The sequence below is a fragment of the Enterobacter cloacae complex sp. HYC033_NIDB genome, from assembly GCF_056673335.1.
In genome coordinates this window covers 3,432,230-3,448,913 of sequence record NZ_CP115123.1, presented here as the reverse complement: position 1 = coordinate 3,448,913, position 16,684 = coordinate 3,432,230, and the positions used below count along the sequence as shown (strand labels likewise).

General features: G+C 53.4%; 13 protein-coding genes and 2 tRNA genes. 9 read left to right on the top strand and 6 right to left on the bottom strand.

The genetic code is table 11. The annotated features are described in order from the left end of the window. The first annotated feature begins 137 nt into the window (after window positions 1–137). The 4 genes from O1721_RS16555 to narI are packed head-to-tail and all read left to right on the top strand — an operon-like array spanning window position 138 to window position 6,797. Window positions 138–3,881: a nitrate reductase subunit alpha gene (locus O1721_RS16555; RefSeq protein WP_017384244.1), complete on the top strand. Its 3,744-nt coding sequence runs from the start codon at window positions 138–140 to the stop codon at window positions 3,879–3,881. After that, the gene (gene narH / locus O1721_RS16550) at window positions 3,878–5,413 is read left to right on the top strand and encodes a nitrate reductase subunit beta (RefSeq protein ID WP_017384243.1); all 1,536 of its coding nucleotides are present in this window, start codon (window positions 3,878–3,880) and stop codon (window positions 5,411–5,413) included. Before O1721_RS16555 ends, narH begins: the two co-directional genes overlap by 4 nt. Continuing rightward, window positions 5,410–6,120, top strand: coding sequence for a nitrate reductase molybdenum cofactor assembly chaperone (gene narJ, locus O1721_RS16545; RefSeq protein WP_017384242.1), 711 nt, complete (start codon window positions 5,410–5,412; stop codon window positions 6,118–6,120). Before narH ends, narJ begins: the two co-directional genes overlap by 4 nt. Next, entirely contained in the window at window positions 6,120–6,797 is a 678-nt protein-coding gene (gene narI / locus O1721_RS16540) for a respiratory nitrate reductase subunit gamma (RefSeq protein ID WP_032648512.1), read from the top strand. Before narJ ends, narI begins: the two co-directional genes overlap by 1 nt. Window positions 6,798–7,022: 225 nt before the next feature. On the opposite strand, the gene O1721_RS16535 is transcribed toward narI, so the two are convergent. The 4 genes from O1721_RS16535 to O1721_RS16520 all read right to left on the bottom strand — a co-directional run bounded on the left by O1721_RS16535 (window position 7,023) and on the right by O1721_RS16520 (window position 8,732). After that, window positions 7,023–7,107 (bottom strand) — tRNA-Tyr (locus O1721_RS16535). A gap of 34 nt (window positions 7,108–7,141) precedes the next feature. Continuing rightward, a tRNA-Tyr gene (locus O1721_RS16530) sits at window positions 7,142–7,226 on the bottom strand. 157 nt (window positions 7,227–7,383) lie between these two features. Continuing rightward, window positions 7,384–8,226: a formyltetrahydrofolate deformylase gene (gene purU / locus O1721_RS16525; protein WP_015570366.1), complete on the bottom strand. Its 843-nt coding sequence runs from the start codon at window positions 8,224–8,226 to the stop codon at window positions 7,384–7,386. 41 nt (window positions 8,227–8,267) lie between these two features. Further along, window positions 8,268–8,732: a YchJ family protein gene (locus O1721_RS16520; protein ID WP_032648510.1), complete on the bottom strand. Its 465-nt coding sequence runs from the start codon at window positions 8,730–8,732 to the stop codon at window positions 8,268–8,270. 113 nt (window positions 8,733–8,845) lie between these two features. Between O1721_RS16520 and rssA the strand changes: the two genes are divergently transcribed. The 3 genes from rssA to galU all read left to right on the top strand — a co-directional run bounded on the left by rssA (window position 8,846) and on the right by galU (window position 11,956). Continuing rightward, window positions 8,846–9,748 carry a patatin-like phospholipase RssA gene (gene rssA, locus O1721_RS16515; protein ID WP_017384239.1) on the top strand — a complete coding sequence of 301 codons (903 nt, stop codon included), beginning with the start codon at window positions 8,846–8,848 and terminating at the stop codon, window positions 9,746–9,748. 89 nt (window positions 9,749–9,837) lie between these two features. Further along, entirely contained in the window at window positions 9,838–10,851 is a 1,014-nt protein-coding gene (gene rssB, locus O1721_RS16510) for a two-component system response regulator RssB (RefSeq protein ID WP_003856721.1), read from the top strand. Window positions 10,852–11,050: 199 nt separating this feature from the next. Continuing rightward, window positions 11,051–11,956, top strand: a complete 906-nt coding sequence (galU, locus tag O1721_RS16505; RefSeq protein ID WP_003856723.1) for a UTP--glucose-1-phosphate uridylyltransferase GalU — start codon at window positions 11,051–11,053, stop codon at window positions 11,954–11,956. A gap of 202 nt (window positions 11,957–12,158) precedes the next feature. Here the strand turns inward: galU and hns are convergent, their stop codons facing one another. Continuing rightward, window positions 12,159–12,572, bottom strand: coding sequence for a histone-like nucleoid-structuring protein H-NS (gene hns, locus O1721_RS16500; RefSeq protein WP_003856724.1), 414 nt, complete (start codon window positions 12,570–12,572; stop codon window positions 12,159–12,161). Window positions 12,573–12,892: 320 nt separating this feature from the next. On the opposite strand from hns, the gene O1721_RS16495 reads away from it, so the two are divergent. After that, complete coding sequence (locus tag O1721_RS16495) at window positions 12,893–13,081, top strand: hypothetical protein (RefSeq protein ID WP_123912598.1); 189 nt, start codon at window positions 12,893–12,895, stop codon at window positions 13,079–13,081. A gap of 41 nt (window positions 13,082–13,122) precedes the next feature. Further along, entirely contained in the window at window positions 13,123–13,737 is a 615-nt protein-coding gene (tdk, locus tag O1721_RS16490; RefSeq protein ID WP_003856726.1) for a thymidine kinase, read from the top strand. A 70-nt stretch (window positions 13,738–13,807) separates the two neighbouring features. Here tdk and adhE read toward each other — a convergent pair whose 3' ends face one another. Further along, window positions 13,808–16,489, bottom strand: coding sequence for a bifunctional acetaldehyde-CoA/alcohol dehydrogenase (gene adhE / locus O1721_RS16485; RefSeq protein WP_032103375.1), 2,682 nt, complete (start codon window positions 16,487–16,489; stop codon window positions 13,808–13,810). Window positions 16,490–16,684 lie beyond the last annotated feature (195 nt).

Here is a 16,684-nt window from a genome sequence, read left to right as displayed (position 1 = left end):
TTTGATCTAATACCCCCCTTCAGAGACCCCCTTCGTCTTGATCGTTATCAATTCTCACCATCTTTCATAGCGTTACCTTCGCTGCAAATCAGCAATGTCGATTTAGAGAGCCACAGGCTCCACACAGGAGATACCCGATGAGCAAATTTTTGGACCGGTTTCGCTACTTCAAACAGAAGGGTGAAACTTTTGCCGATGGGCACGGCCAGGTTCTGGATACCAACCGGGACTGGGAAGATGGTTACCGTCAACGCTGGCAGCATGACAAAGTTGTCCGTTCTACCCACGGCGTAAACTGCACTGGCTCATGTAGCTGGAAGATTTTCGTTAAAAACGGTCTGGTGACCTGGGAAATGCAGCAGACCGATTATCCGCGTACCCGTCCGGATATGCCGAACCACGAGCCGCGCGGCTGCCCGCGTGGGGCCAGCTACTCCTGGTATCTCTACAGCGCCAACCGTCTGAAATACCCGCTGATGCGTAAACGCCTGATGAAAATGTGGCGTGAAGCGAAAGTGCAGCACAGCGATCCGGTTGATGCCTGGGCCTCCATTATTGAAGATGCCGACAAAGCGAAAAGCTTCAAACAGGCGCGTGGTCGCGGTGGTTTCGTTCGTTCTTCCTGGAAAGAGGTGAACGAGCTGATTGCGGCTTCTAACGTCTACACCGTGAAAACCTACGGTCCTGACCGTGTGGCAGGCTTCTCGCCAATCCCGGCGATGTCGATGGTCTCTTACGCCTCCGGCGCGCGCTACCTGTCACTCATCGGCGGTACCTGCCTGAGCTTCTACGACTGGTACTGCGACCTGCCGCCAGCGTCGCCTCAGACCTGGGGCGAGCAGACCGACGTGCCGGAGTCCGCTGACTGGTACAACTCCAGCTATATCATCGCCTGGGGCTCTAACGTTCCGCAGACCCGTACCCCGGATGCGCACTTCTTTACCGAAGTACGTTACAAAGGGACCAAAACCGTCGCCGTGACCCCGGACTACGCCGAAATCGCCAAACTGTGCGACCTGTGGCTGGCGCCGAAACAGGGTACCGATGCCGCAATGGCGCTGGCGATGGGCCACGTCATGCTGCGTGAATTCCACCTCGACAAGCCAAGCCAGTATTTCACCGATTACGTGCGTCGCTATACCGACATGCCAATGCTGGTGATGCTCGAAGAGCGTGACGGCTATTACGCCGCAGGCCGTATGCTGCGTGCCGCGGATCTGGTGGATGCGCTGGGTCAGGAAAACAACCCGGAGTGGAAAACGGTCGCCTGCAACAGCAACGGCGAGCTGGTGGCGCCAAACGGTTCTATCGGCTTCCGCTGGGGCGAAAAAGGCAAATGGAACCTGGAGCAGCGTAACGGCACCACGGGTGAAGAGACGGAGCTGCGTCTCAGCATGCTGGGCAGCCAGGATGAGATCGCCGATGTCGGCTTCCCGTACTTTGGTGGTGAAGGTTCCGAGCACTTCAACAAGGTTGAGTTGCAAAACGTTCTGATGCACAAGCTGCCGGTGAAGCGCCTGCAACTGGCGGACGGTTCTACTGCTCTGGTCACTACCGTCTACGATCTGACCATGGCGAACTACGGCCTGGAGCGCGGCCTGAACGACGAAAACTGCGCGACCAGCTATGATGACGTGAAGGCTTATACCCCAGCCTGGGCGGAGCAGATCACCGGTGTGCCACGCGCCCAGATCACCCGTATCGCCCGCGAATTTGCGGAAAACGCCGACAAAACCCACGGTCGCTCCATGATCATCGTCGGTGCCGGTCTGAACCACTGGTATCACCTCGATATGAACTATCGCGGCCTGATCAACATGCTGATCTTCTGCGGCTGCGTCGGGCAGAGCGGCGGCGGCTGGGCGCACTACGTGGGCCAGGAAAAACTGCGTCCGCAGACCGGCTGGCAACCGCTGGCGTTTGCCCTTGACTGGCAGCGTCCGGCTCGTCACATGAACAGCACCTCCTACTTCTATAACCACTCCAGCCAGTGGCGCTACGAGACGGTTACCGCCCAGGAACTGCTGTCGCCGATGGCGGATAAATCCCGCTACAGCGGCCACCTGATTGACTTCAACGTGCGCGCTGAGCGTATGGGCTGGCTGCCGTCTGCGCCGCAGCTGGGTACGAACCCGCTGCGTATTGCGGAAGCGGCGAAGAAAGCGGACATGTCACCGGTGGACTACACCGTTAAATCCCTCAAAGACGGCTCAATCCGCTTCGCGGCAGAACAGCCGGAGAACGGTAAAAACCATCCGCGTAACCTGTTCATCTGGCGCTCTAACCTGCTGGGTTCTTCCGGTAAAGGCCACGAGTACATGCTGAAATACCTGCTCGGTACCGAAAACGGTATTCAGGGTAAAGATCTCGGCAAGCAGGGCGGCGTAAAGCCGGAAGAGGTGGAGTGGAAAGACAACGGTCTCGACGGCAAGTTGGATCTGGTGGTGACGCTGGACTTCCGTCTGTCCAGTACCTGCCTGTACTCCGACATCGTGCTGCCTACTGCCACCTGGTACGAAAAAGACGATATGAATACGTCGGATATGCATCCGTTTATTCATCCGCTGTCTGCGGCCGTTGACCCGGCATGGGAATCAAAAAGCGACTGGGAAATCTACAAAGACATCGCGAAGAAATTCTCTGAAGTCTGTGTAGGGCACCTGGGCAAAGAGACCGACGTGGTGACGCTGCCAATCCAGCACGACTCCGCTGCCGAACTGGCGCAGCCGCTGGACGTGAAGGACTGGAAAAAAGGCGAGTGCGACCTGATCCCGGGCGTGACCGCGCCGCACATTATTCCGGTTGAACGCGATTACCCGGCAACCTACGAGCGCTTTACCTCTATCGGCCCGCTGATGGAGAAGATCGGTAACGGCGGTAAAGGCATCGCCTGGAACACCCAGAGCGAAATGGACCTGCTGCGCAAGCTCAATTACACCAAAGCAGACGGCCCGGCGAAAGGCCAGCCGATGCTGAACACGGCAATTGATGCGGCAGAGATGATCCTGACCCTGGCCCCGGAAACCAACGGCCACGTGGCGGTGAAAGCGTGGGCGGCCCTGAGCGAGTTTACCGGTCGTGACCACACGCACCTGGCGAAGAATAAAGAGGAAGAGAAAATCCGCTTCCGCGATATTCAGGCCCAGCCGCGCAAGATTATCTCCAGCCCGACCTGGTCTGGCCTCGAAGATGAACATGTGTCCTATAACGCCGGATACACCAACGTTCACGAGCTGATCCCATGGCGCACGCTTTCTGGCCGTCAGTCTCTGTATCAGGATCACCAGTGGATGCGTGACTTCGGTGAAAGCCTGCTGGTTTACCGTCCGCCAATCGACACCCGCTCCGTGAAAGCGGTGATGGGCGCGAAATCGAACGGTAACCCTGAGAAGGCGCTGAACTTCCTGACGCCGCACCAGAAGTGGGGTATCCACTCCACCTACAGCGACAACCTGCTGATGCTGACGCTGTCGCGCGGGGGGCCAATCGTCTGGATGAGCGAAGCGGACGCCAAAGATCTGGGTATCGAAGATAACGACTGGATCGAAGTGTTCAACAGCAACGGCGCCCTGACGGCACGTGCGGTGGTGAGCCAGCGTGTACCGGCCGGGATGACCATGATGTACCACGCGCAGGAACGTATCGTTAACCTGCCGGGGTCTGAGATCACCGAGCAGCGCGGCGGTATTCACAACTCCGTGACCCGTATTACGCCGAAGCCGACCCACATGATCGGTGGTTATGCCCAGCTGGCCTACGGCTTTAACTACTACGGCACCGTAGGATCGAACCGCGATGAGTTCGTGGTGGTACGTAAGATGAAGAATATTAACTGGTTAGATGGCGAAGGTAATGACCAGGTACAGGAGAGCGTAAAATGAAAATTCGTTCACAAGTCGGCATGGTGCTGAATCTGGATAAATGCATCGGCTGTCATACCTGCTCAGTCACCTGTAAAAACGTCTGGACCAGCCGTGAAGGTATGGAGTACGCCTGGTTCAACAACGTGGAAAGTAAGCCGGGCACCGGCTTCCCGACCGACTGGGAAAACCAGGAGAAGTGGAAGGGCGGCTGGATCCGTAAAATCAACGGCAAACTGCAACCGCGCATGGGTAACCGTGCCATGCTGCTGGGTAAAATCTTCGCTAACCCGCATCTGCCGGGCATTGATGATTACTACGAGCCGTTTGATTACGACTACCAGAACCTGCACAACGCGCCGGAAAGCAAACACCAGCCGATCGCCCGTCCTCGCTCGCTGATCACCGGCCAGCGCATGGACAAAATTACCAGCGGTCCAAACTGGGAAGAGATTCTGGGCGGCGAGTTCGAAAAACGCGCCAAAGACCAGAACTTCGAGAACATGCAGAAGGCGATGTACGGCCAGTTCGAAAACACCTTCATGATGTACCTGCCGCGCCTGTGCGAACACTGCCTTAACCCGGCGTGCGTGGCGACCTGCCCAAGCGGCGCCATCTACAAGCGTGAAGAAGATGGCATTGTGCTGATCGACCAGGACAAGTGCCGCGGCTGGCGTATGTGCATCACCGGCTGCCCGTACAAAAAAATCTACTTCAACTGGAAGAGCGGTAAGTCTGAGAAGTGCATCTTCTGCTACCCGCGTATCGAAGCCGGTATGCCGACCGTCTGCTCAGAGAGCTGCGTAGGTCGTATCCGCTACCTCGGCGTGCTGCTGTACGACGCGGACGCGATTGAAAATGCCGCAAGCACCGAGAACGAGAAAGATCTGTATCAGCGTCAGCTGGACGTCTTCCTCGATCCAAACGATCCGAAGGTTATTGAGCAGGCGCTGAAAGACGGTATTCCGCAGAGCGTGATTGACGCCGCACAGCAGTCTCCGGTGTACAAAATGGCGATGGACTGGAAGCTGGCCCTGCCGCTGCACCCGGAATACCGCACGCTGCCGATGGTCTGGTACGTGCCGCCGCTGTCTCCGATTCAGTCTGCGGCGGACGCGGGTGAACTGGGTAGCAACGGCATTCTGCCGGACGTGGAAAGCCTGCGTATTCCGGTTCAGTATCTGGCCAACCTGCTCACCGCAGGGGATACCCAGCCGGTACTGCTGGCGCTGAAACGTATGCTGGCGATGCGTCACTTCAAACGTGCGGAAACCGTTGACGGCGTTAACGATACCCGCGCGCTGGAGGAGGTCGGCCTGACCGAGGCGCAGGCGCAGGAGATGTACCGCTATCTGGCAATCGCTAACTACGAAGATCGTTTCGTGGTGCCGAGCAGCCACCGTGAACTGGCTCGCGAGGCCTTCCCGGAGAAAAGTGGGTGTGGCTTTACCTTTGGCGACGGTTGCCACGGGTCAGACAGCAAATTCAACCTGTTCAACAGCCGCCGCATTGACGCGATGGATGTGACCAGCAAAACGGAGCCGCACCAATGATTGAACTCGTCATTGTTTCGCGTCTGCTCGAGTACCCTGATGCTGCGCTTGTGCAGCATCAACAGGAACTCTTTGATGCACTCGCGTCATCTGAAAACCTGGATAAAGAGGATGCCCAGAAGCTGGGCGTTTTCCTCCGCGATCTGCTGGCACGCGATCTTCTTGATGCGCAGGCGGACTACAGCCAGCTGTTTGACCGGGGCCGTGCCACGTCTCTGCTGCTGTTCGAACACGTTCACGGTGAATCCCGCGACCGTGGTCAGGCGATGGTGGATCTGATGGGCCAGTACGAGCAGCACGGTTTGCAACTCGACAGCCGCGAGCTGCCGGATCACCTGCCGCTGTATCTGGAATATCTGGCGCAGTTGCCGAAAGAGGAAGCGCTGGGCGGGTTGCAGGACATTGCTCCCATTCTGGCGTTGCTCGGCGCGCGTCTCCAGCAACGTGAGAGCAGCTATGCAGTCCTGTTCGATCTGCTGGTGAAACTGGCTAACGCCTCGGTTGACAGTCAAAAAGTGGCGGAAAAAATTGCGGATGAAGCCCGTGACGATACCCCACAAGCACTGGATGCCGTCTGGGAAGAAGAGCAGGTGAAATTCTTTGCTGACCAGAGCTGTGGCGAATCTGAAATCTCCGCGCATCAGCGTCGTTTTGCCGGAGCGGTGGCTCCGCAATATTTGAATATCTCTAACGGGGGACAGCACTAATGCACTTCCTGAATATGTTCTTCTTTGACATTTACCCGTATATCGCGGGCACCGTGTTCCTGGTGGGAAGCTGGCTGCGTTATGACTATGGCCAGTACACCTGGCGTGCTGCCTCCAGCCAGATGCTGGATCGTAAAGGGATGAACCTGGCGTCAAACCTGTTCCACATCGGGATTTTGGGAATTTTCGCCGGCCACTTCCTGGGGATGCTGACCCCGCACTGGATGTACGAAGCGTGGCTGCCGATTGAAGTGAAGCAGAAGATGGCGATGATTGCCGGCGGCGCCTGTGGCGTGATGACCCTGGTGGGTGGTCTGTTGCTGCTGAAACGACGTCTGTTCAGCCCACGCGTGCGGGCTACCACGACCGGAGCGGACATCCTGATCCTCTCCCTGCTGATGGTGCAGTGTGCGCTTGGTCTGCTGACCATTCTATTCTCTGCGCAGCATATGGACGGCAGCGAGATGATGAAGCTGGTTGGATGGGCGCAGTCTGTCGTGACCTTCCGCGGGGGCGCTTCTGAGCATCTGGACGGCGTGGCGTTTATCTTCCGCGTTCACCTGGTGCTGGGTATGACCCTGTTTGTGCTGTTCCCGTTCTCTCGCCTGGTGCACATCTGGAGTGCGCCGGTGGAGTACCTGACGCGCAAATATCAGGTTGTGCGTGCTCGTCGCTGATTCGCTGTATTAATACAACCCCGCATTTGCGGGGTTTTTTTTGTCCCCGATCCAGGGGGGCGTGCGGATGCCGGGTGGCGGCTGCGCCTTACCCGGCCTACAGACCCTATTCGTAGCCCCGGTAAGCGAAGCGCCACCGGGGAAAACAGGCAGGGAAGGATTACTCCCGGCATCGAGAAATATGGAGCATTGTGCTTGAGTGAGTGCTTAAGAATCTGGAAGTGATGGTGGTGGGGGAAGGATTCGAACCTTCGAAGTCGATGACGGCAGATTTACAGTCTGCTCCCTTTGGCCGCTCGGGAACCCCACCAGGGGTAATTCATATTTTGAGGTAAAGCTGGAGATGGTGGTGGGGGAAGGATTCGAACCTTCGAAGTCGATGACGGCAGATTTACAGTCTGCTCCCTTTGGCCGCTCGGGAACCCCACCACGGGGTAATACTTTTAACTGGCCTGCTTCCTGTTGGAAGCGGGGCGCATCATATCAAATGAGACGCCCCTGTAAAGCATTCCTTTAGGAAAATGAAGCTGTTTGCCTGCTTTTTATCCGTAAAGGCGTAAAGCTAATCAATTCATTTTCCGAGGGATTAAAGAATAATCGTTCTGTTGCCGTACACAAAGACGCGCTGAGCAAGTACCTGATACAGCGCACGGCTCAGTACGTTCTTCTCAACGTCACGGCCAGCACGCATCATATCTTCTGCCGTATAGGTGTGATCCACGTGGATCACGTCCTGCATGATGATTGGACCTTCGTCCAGATTGTCATTCACGTAGTGCGCGGTTGCGCCAATGATCTTCACCCCACGCTCGTATGCCTGGTGATACGGACGCGCGCCAATAAAGGCTGGCAGGAAGGAGTGGTGGATGTTGATAATTTTGTTCGGGAAGCGCGCCACGAAGGATGGCGTCAGCACGCGCATATATTTCGCCAGCACCACGTAGTCCGGGTTATGCGCTTCAATCGCAGCTGCCATCAGGTTGTCGTGCTCTTCACGGGTATAGCCTTCGTGACTGACCAGCTCAAACGGAATGTCAAAACGTTCAACCAGCGTACGCAGCGTCTCATGGTTGCCAATGACGGCGGCAATTTCGACGTCCAGGCCACCGTAGTTGGCTTTCATCAGCAGATCGCCCAGGCAGTGCGCCTCTTTGGTGACCAGAATGACAATGCGGCGACGGCCCGCCGGGTTAAGCTCGCGCACCGAGCCTTCCGGCAGGGCGCTGTCCAGATCGGCAAGCAGGGTTGTGTCGTTGAAAATGCCTTCCAGTTCGGTACGCATAAAGAAGCGACCGGTACGGTGGTCAACGAACTCGTTGTTCTGCACGATATTCAGTTCATGCTTGTAGCAAATGTTGGTAATTCGTGCGATCAGCCCTTTTTGATCGGGACAGATAGTGCGCAGAACTTTACGTTGTAATGATTGCATCGCCGGGAAATCCTGTTTATGTATTTGCGAAGTCTGAGTTGTCAGGCATTACTGCCGCAACACTTTTTAAATTTTTTTCCTGAACCACAGGGGCAGGGATCGTTACGACCGAATTGCGGACGTGTGCCGTCAATATAATACCATTGCCCGCTGTCCTTTAAGAACCGTGAGCGCTCAATGATGGCGCCGGGTTTGTTTTGTTCGCTAAAGCGGGCGACAAAACTGACATAGCCCTCGTTGGCATCGCGGCCGGGAGCGGCTTCAAAGACGGTGAGGCCCAGCCAGACGGTGTTGGCAAATCCGGCTTCAATCTCTTGGCGAAAATCGGCAGCATGGCAGGACGGATGCCAGGTTCTAATCAGGTAGTCTGCGTTTTTGATCACAAAAGCAGTATACCGCGAGCGCATAAGGTGTGACGGCACTGGTGCAACCTGCTCGCCAGAAAGATATCGCTGGCAACATAGGCTATACTCCAGAGCGCTACCACAGGGGCAGAGTTGAGACACGATTCTCTTCCTGGAACAAAAAATAAGGCGTTAAACGCTTAAGGTAGCAATATGTTAACTGAGCAGGTGCGTTGACGCTATGTCGGGAATCCAGGGGAAGTAAAACAGGGCTAATGAGAAAGGTAAAAATTGGACTGGCGTTGGGCTCAGGTGCAGCCCGGGGTTGGTCACATATTGGCGTTATCAATACCTTAAACCAGATGGGGATTGACGTTGATATTGTCGCAGGATGTTCTATCGGGTCGCTGGTCGGATCCGCGTACGCCTGCGGTAAGCTCCCGGAGCTTGAAAGCTGGGTGCGCTCCTTCAGTTACTGGGATGTGCTGCGCCTGATGGATCTCTCCTGGCAGCGTGGCGGCCTGCTGCGCGGCGAACGCGTGTTCAATCAGTTTCGTAAGATAATGCCCCTCGCTGACTTCAGCCACTGCCAAATGCCTTTCGGTGCCGTTGCAACCAACCTCAGTACGGGCAGGGAGTTATGGCTCACTGAAGGGGATATTCATCTTGCCGTTCGCGCATCCTGTAGCATGCCGGGGTTAATGGCGCCTGTGCCTCACAACGGCTACTGGCTCGTTGATGGGGGCGTAGTGAATCCTGTACCCATCTCTCTGACCCGCGCCATGGGGGCGGATATCGTTATTGCCGTGGATTTACAGCACGACGCACACCTTATGCAGCAAGATTTGATGCCGGTTAATCTTCAGAGCGATGATGCGGAAGAAGAGAAACTTGCCTGGCATGCGCGATTACGCGGCAGAATAGGGCGCCTGACCGCCCGTCGCGCGGTGACCGCGCCGAACGCCATTGAAATCATGACGACCTCTATTCAAATCCTTGAGAATCGCCTGAAGCGAAACCGTATGGCTGGCGATCCTCCGGATATTCTTATTCAACCCTATTGTCCACAAATCTCTACCCTTGATTTCCACCGGGCTGAGGCCGCCATAGCAGCGGGCTCGTTAGCCGTCGAAAAGAAAATAGATGAACTGTTGCCTTTTGTGCGTACAGCACGTTGAGCACTTTTTTGATTACTTCAGCAAAATCTGACAGGCGATAGTACCAATAGCATGCCACTATTGAGTAACTGTCAGCCAGGGGAGGAACCATGACACAGCCATTGGCCGGAAAACATATTTTGATAGTAGAAGACGAGCCCGTTTTCCGATCGCTACTGGATTCGTGGTTATCCTCACTGGGTGCAACCACGTCCCTTGCCGAAGATGGCGTCGAGGCACTGGAAAAAATGGCCAGCATGGCGCCTGATCTGATGATCTGCGACCTTGAGATGCCGCGCATGGACGGATTAATGCTGGTGGAAAACCTGCGTAATGAAGGTTATCAGACACCGATACTGGTGATCTCGGCAACCGAAAATATGGCGGATATTGCTAAGGCGTTGCGTTTAGGTGTGCAGGATATTCTGCTCAAACCGGTTAAAGATTTGAACCGTCTGCGTGAAACGGTGTTGGCCTGCCTGTATCCCAATATGTTTAATTCCCGGGTGGAAGAAGAAGAACGTCTTTTCCAGGACTGGGATGCTTTAGTCAGTAATCCGCTCGCGGCCGCGAAGCTGCTTCAGGAACTTCAGCCGCCGGTGCAGCAAAATATCTCTCATTGCAGAGTAAATTATCGCCAGCTGGTAGCGGCTGACCAGCCTGGACTGGTGCTGGATATTGCGCCGCTATCAGATTCTGACCTCGCTTTTTATTGCCTGGATGTTACCCGGGCGGGAGATAACGGCGTTCTGGCGGCCTTATTACTCCGTGCGCTGTTTAATGGATTGCTACAGGAACAATTATCCCATCAGGGGCAACGACTTCCTGAGTTAGGCAGTTTACTAAAACAGGTCAACCAACTTTTTCGCCAGGCCAATTTGCCGGGGCAGTTCCCGCTTCTGGTTGGCTATTATCACAGCGGGTTGAATAACCTTATTCTGGTCTCTGCGGGTTTAAATGCCACGCTGAATACTGGCGAACACCATATTCAGGTGAGCAACGGCGTGCCGTTGGGTACGCTGGGAAATACTTACCTTAATCAAATTAGCCATCGCTGCACCTCCTGGCAGTGCCAAATTTGGGGTGCCGGAGGGCGGTTACGCTTAATGTTGTCCACGGAGTAAGCAGTCAGATTTTATTTTTCAGATTGCTTTACCTGTGTTTTTGCTGGCAGTGCTACTATCGCTGCAAGTTTCATGCGTATTTGTCTTAATTGATCGGCAACGCGTTCTTTTCAGACCCGTATTAGTGGCTGAGACGGTATACTCAACGCGTTATTCAATGCATAAAAGTTCAAAACTTGAACAGTTCAGGAGAATTTCAATGGCTGCCCTTAATTCGAAAGTCAGAAAGGCCGTTATCCCGGTGGCGGGATTGGGTACCAGGATGTTGCCAGCGACGAAGGCAATCCCAAAAGAGATGCTGCCTCTGGTTGATAAGCCATTAATCCAGTATGTCGTGAATGAATGTATTGCAGCAGGTATCACCGAAATTGTGCTGGTGACGCATTCATCTAAAAACTCTATCGAAAACCATTTCGATACCAGTTTCGAACTCGAAGCAATGCTGGAAAAACGCGTTAAGCGCCAGTTGCTGGAGGAAGTGCAGTCTATTTGCCCTCCACACGTTACCATTATGCAGGTTCGTCAGGGCCTGGCGAAAGGCCTGGGGCACGCAGTATTGTGTGCACACCCGGTAGTGGGTGATGAGCCGGTCGCGGTTATTCTGCCTGACGTGATTCTTGATGAGTACGAGTCCGATCTTTCCCAGGAAAACCTGGCGGAAATGATTAAACGCTTCGACGAAACCGGCAGCAGCCAGATTATGGTTGAGCCAGTCGACGACGTGACCGCTTACGGCGTGGTTGACTGCAAAGGCGTTGACCTGCAACCTGGCGAAAGCGTACCGATGGTTGGCGTTGTTGAAAAACCTAAAGCGGACGTCGCGCCGTCTAACCTTGCTGTCGTTGGTCGTTACGTACTGAGTGCTGAAATTTGGGCTCTGTTGGCGAAAACGCCTCCGGGTGCGGGCGATGAAATCCAGCTGACGGATGCTATCGATATGCTGATCGAGAAAGAGACCGTGGAAGCCTACCATATGAAAGGTAAGAGCCATGACTGCGGGAATAAGCTCGGTTATATGCAGGCATTCGTCGAATATGGTATTCGCCATAACAGCCTGGGTGAAGAATTTAAAGCCTGGCTCAAAGGTAGCGTGGGTATTAAGTAATAAACTCACAGCCCAGTGAACAAGACCGGTGGAGCGATGCCCACCGGTTTTTTTATGCCTGTCGCTCCGTAATTGGCGGGGGATTGTCAAGGACGTTAAATAGGGAGCCTCACAATATGACAGAATGTAAGGAGATGTTCGGGCGAATATTACAGGCATAAAAAATCCCGCATTAAGCGGGATTTTTCAGAATCTTTCCAGATTAATCCTTGATCAGGAAGTCATCCAGTTGTTTACCTTGTTCGTCCATTGCTTTCTTGATTACAGCAGGAGTACGGCCCTGGCCGGTCCAGGTTTTCTCTTCGCCGTTCTCATCGATGTAGCTATATTTAGCAGGACGTGCCGCGCGTTTTGCTTTGGTACCGGTTTTAGCCGCAGCCATGCTGTTCAGCAATTCGTTTGGATCGATACCATCGGCAATCAGCATTTCACGATACTGTTGCAGTTTACGTGTACGTTCTTCGATTTCAGCCGCAGCAGCGCTTTCTTCTTCACGACGTTCGTTAACTACAACTTCTAATTTTTCGAGCATTTCTTCAAGCGTCTCAAGGGTACATTCTCTTGCCTGCGCACGAAGAGTACGGATGTTGTTCAGAATTTTAAGTGCTTCGCTCATTGTAGTAATCTCAAACTTATAATGGGGGTGGGTTTGTTGTCCTAATAATAGAGCCTTAATTTCACTTGTGCAATAGGTGGGAATGTAAGGAATTCAAAAAATACAAAATAAACGACGCTATTATTAATTACGCTAACTTAAATTTCATTGTTTGTTGGGTCTGTGAGATATCGTTTCAAACGGCAAAAGCGCGTCATTTGCGTGTATGTTTTGTGACTTTTACCTCAGGAATTATAGTTGCGATTGATAAATATCAGCCTTTTGTATTACCCCGAGTAAGCGCAGCGAAGACAAGAATAGTTAATAAATAGTGAATTTTAATGAACGAAGAAGACACTATAAAAAGAAGTGTTATCTCTGGTTGCGGACTCACCTTATTGTCAGTGTTTAATGCCTTTACTGCCTGTTTTAACGCATTATTTTGCGCCATTCGCGAAGGATTTACTGATGCATGGCAGGCTGGAGAGCGCAGCCCGCCGCTGATGACGGTACAAAATATGGTACAATGATCCATCGGGAATATTACACATTGATTAGGGTTCTTCGGCCAATGGCACAACTTTATTTCTACTATTCGGCAATGAATGCAGGGAAATCGACGGCGTTACTGCAATCCTCATACAATTATCAGGAGCGGGGGATGCGTACCGTTGTTTATACCGCCGAAATCGACGATCGCTTTGGGGCAGGGAAGGTGAGCTCAAGAATAGGGCTCTCGTCGCCTGCAAGGCTGTTTAACCCTGAAACGGACCTGCTGGAGGACATTCGTGCCGAGCATGCCTCTAAGCCTGTCCATTGCGTGCTGGTAGATGAAAGCCAGTTCCTGACCCGAGAGCAGGTCCATGCGCTTTCAGAGGTCGTTGATGAGCTGGATATTCCCGTTCTTTGCTATGGATTACGTACCGATTTTCGTGGGGAGTTATTTGCCGGCAGTCAGTATCTGCTCGCCTGGTCGGATAAGCTGGTTGAGCTGAAAACAATCTGCTTTTGTGGCCGCAAGGCAAGTATGGTTCTTCGCCTGGACCAGTCGGGTAAACCCTATGCTGATGGCGAGCAGGTGGTGATAGGAGGCAATGAACGTTATGTCTCGGTCTGCCGCAAGCATTATAAAGAGGCGCTGGCTGTAGGCTCGCTGACGGCGTTACAGGGCGACAATCGAAAATAATAAGAATGTTTTACGGATCCTCAGATATAAAAAAACCCGCCAGCGGCGGGTTTTTTTATCATACTGTCAATCAAGCATTTTTCTTCGCTTTCTTGTCAGCCTTTACAACTGCGGGGATTTCAACTTTTACGGCAGCGACATCGCTTTCAGTGAAGTTACGACCGTAATAAGTATCCAGCAGGATCTGTTTCAGTTCGGAAATCAGTGGGTAGCGCGGGTTAGCACCAGTACACTGGTCATCGAATGCATCTTCAGACAGCTTATCTACGTGAGCGAGGAAGTCAGCTTCCTGAACGCCTGCTTCGCGGATAGATTTAGGAATACCCAGTTCAGCCTTCAGGCTCTCCAGCCATGCCAGCAGTTTCTCGATCTTCGCGGCAGTACGGTCGCCCGGTGCGCTCAGACCGAGGTGATCTGCGATTTCAGCATAACGACGGCGCGCCTGTGGGCGGTCGTACTGGCTGAATGCAGTCTGCTTGGTTGGGTTGTCGTTGGCGTTATAGCGGATAACGTTGCTGATCAACAGGGCGTTCGCCAGACCGTGAGGAATGTGGAACTGTGAACCCAGCTTGTGCGCCATGGAGTGACAGACACCCAGGAAGGCGTTAGCAAACGCAATGCCCGCGATGGTTGCCGCACTGTGTACACGTTCACGCGCAACAGGGTTTTTCGAACCTTCGTTGTAAGAAGCTGGCAGGTTTTCTTTCAGCAGTTTCAGCGCCTGCAAAGCCTGACCGTCAGAGAACTCAGAAGCCAGTACGGAAACGTAAGCTTCCAGAGCGTGAGTTACCGCATCCAGACCACCGAACGCACACAGTGATTTCGGCATTTCCATGACCAGGTTGGCGTCAACGATAGCCATATCTGGCGTCAGTGCGTAGTCAGCCAGCGGGTATTTCTGACCAGTTGCGTCATCAGTCACAACGGCAAATGGCGTCACTTCTGAACCAGTACCGGAAGTGGTGGTGACGGCGATCATTTTCGCTTTCACGCCCATTTTCGGGAACTTGTAGATACGTTTACGGATATCCATAAAGCGCAGCGCCAGTTCTTCGAAGTGAGTTTCCGGATGTTCGTACATCACCCACATAATTTTCGCGGCGTCCATTGGGGAACCGCCACCCAGCGCGATGATCACATCAGGTTTGAAGGAGTTCGCCAGTTCAGCGCCTTTACGTACAACGCTCAGGGTTGGGTCAGCTTCAACTTCAAAGAAGACTTCAGTTTCGACGCCAGCCGCTTTCAGAACAGAGGTGATCTGGTCTGCATAGCCATTGTTGAACAGGAAACGGTCGGTCACGATGAGCGCACGTTTGTGGCCATCAGTAATCACTTCATCCAGCGCGATTGGCAGAGAGCCGCGGCGGAAGTAGATAGATTTCGGAAGTTTGTGCCACAACATGTTTTCAGCTCGCTTAGCAACGGTTTTCTTGTTGATCAGGTGTTTTGGACCAACGTTTTCAGAGATGGAGTTACCACCCCAGGAACCACAACCCAGAGTCAGGGAAGGTGCGAGTTTGAAGTTGTACAGGTCACCGATACCACCCTGAGAAGCAGGGGTGTTGATCAGGATACGTGCCGTCTTCATCTTCTGACCGAAGTAAGCAACACGCTCAGGCTGGTTATCCTGGTCGGTGTACAGGCAAGAGGTGTGGCCGATACCGCCCATCGCCACCAGCTTCTCTGCTTTATCTACCGCGTCATCGAAATCTTTCGCACGGTACATTGCCAGCGTCGGGGAGAGTTTCTCGTGAGCAAACGGCTCACTTTCATCAACGACTTTCACTTCACCAATCAGAATCTTGGTGGTAGCAGGGACGCTAAAGCCAGCGAGCTCAGCGATTTTATACGCAGGCTGACCTACGATAGCCGCGTTCAGCGCACCATTTTTCAGAATCACGTCCTGAACGGCTTTCAGTTCTTTACCTTGCAACAGGTAGCCGCCGTGGCTGGCGAAACGTTCACGAACGGCGTCGTATACCGAATCAACCACGACAACAGACTGTTCAGATGCACAGATAACGCCGTTATCGAAGGTTTTAGACATCAGCACAGAGGCAACAGCACGCTTGATATCAGCCGTTTCGTCGATCACCACAGGGGTATTACCTGCGCCTACGCCGATGGCTGGTTTACCGGAGCTGTACGCTGCTTTAACCATACCAGGACCACCGGTCGCCAGAATCAGGTTAATGTCAGGGTGATGCATCAGGGCGTTGGACAGTTCAACAGAAGGTTGGTCGATCCAGCCGATGAGATCTTTTGGTGCACCCGCCGCAATGGCAGCCTGAAGCACGATATCTGCTGCTTTGTTGGTGGCGTCCTTCGCACGTGGATGCGGGGAGAAAATGATTGCGTTACGTGTCTTCAGACTGATGAGAGATTTGAAGATGGCGGTAGAGGTTGGGTTAGTGGTTGGAACGATACCGCAAATGATGCCGATCGGTTCTGCGATGGTGATGGTGCCGAAAGTATCGTCTTCTGACAGCACACCGCAGGTTTTCTCATCTTTATAGGCGTTGTAGATATACTCTGAAGCAAAGTGGTTTTTGATCACTTTATCTTCAACGATACCCATGCCGGATTCGGCAACGGCCATTTTAGCGAGAGGGATTCGAGCATCAGCAGCAGCCAGAGCGGCCGCGCGGAAGATTTTATCAACCTGTTCTTGGGTGAAATTGGCATATTCACGCTGGGCTTTTTTTACGCGCTCGACGAGGGCGTTCAGTTCAGCGATATTGGTAACAGCCATAATGCTCTCCTGATAATGTTTAAACTCTTTTAGTAAACCAGCGCTCGATACGTCTGACAGTATAGTCAGAGCCGATCCCACTTGCGTAACACACAGTAAAACAAAGGATTACTCACTGCTCCAGCTCACTAATTTACTAAAAGAGCCTTACCTTAGCATCATACCTTTTTGATAGGTGATCTCCCTGGCGGCGTA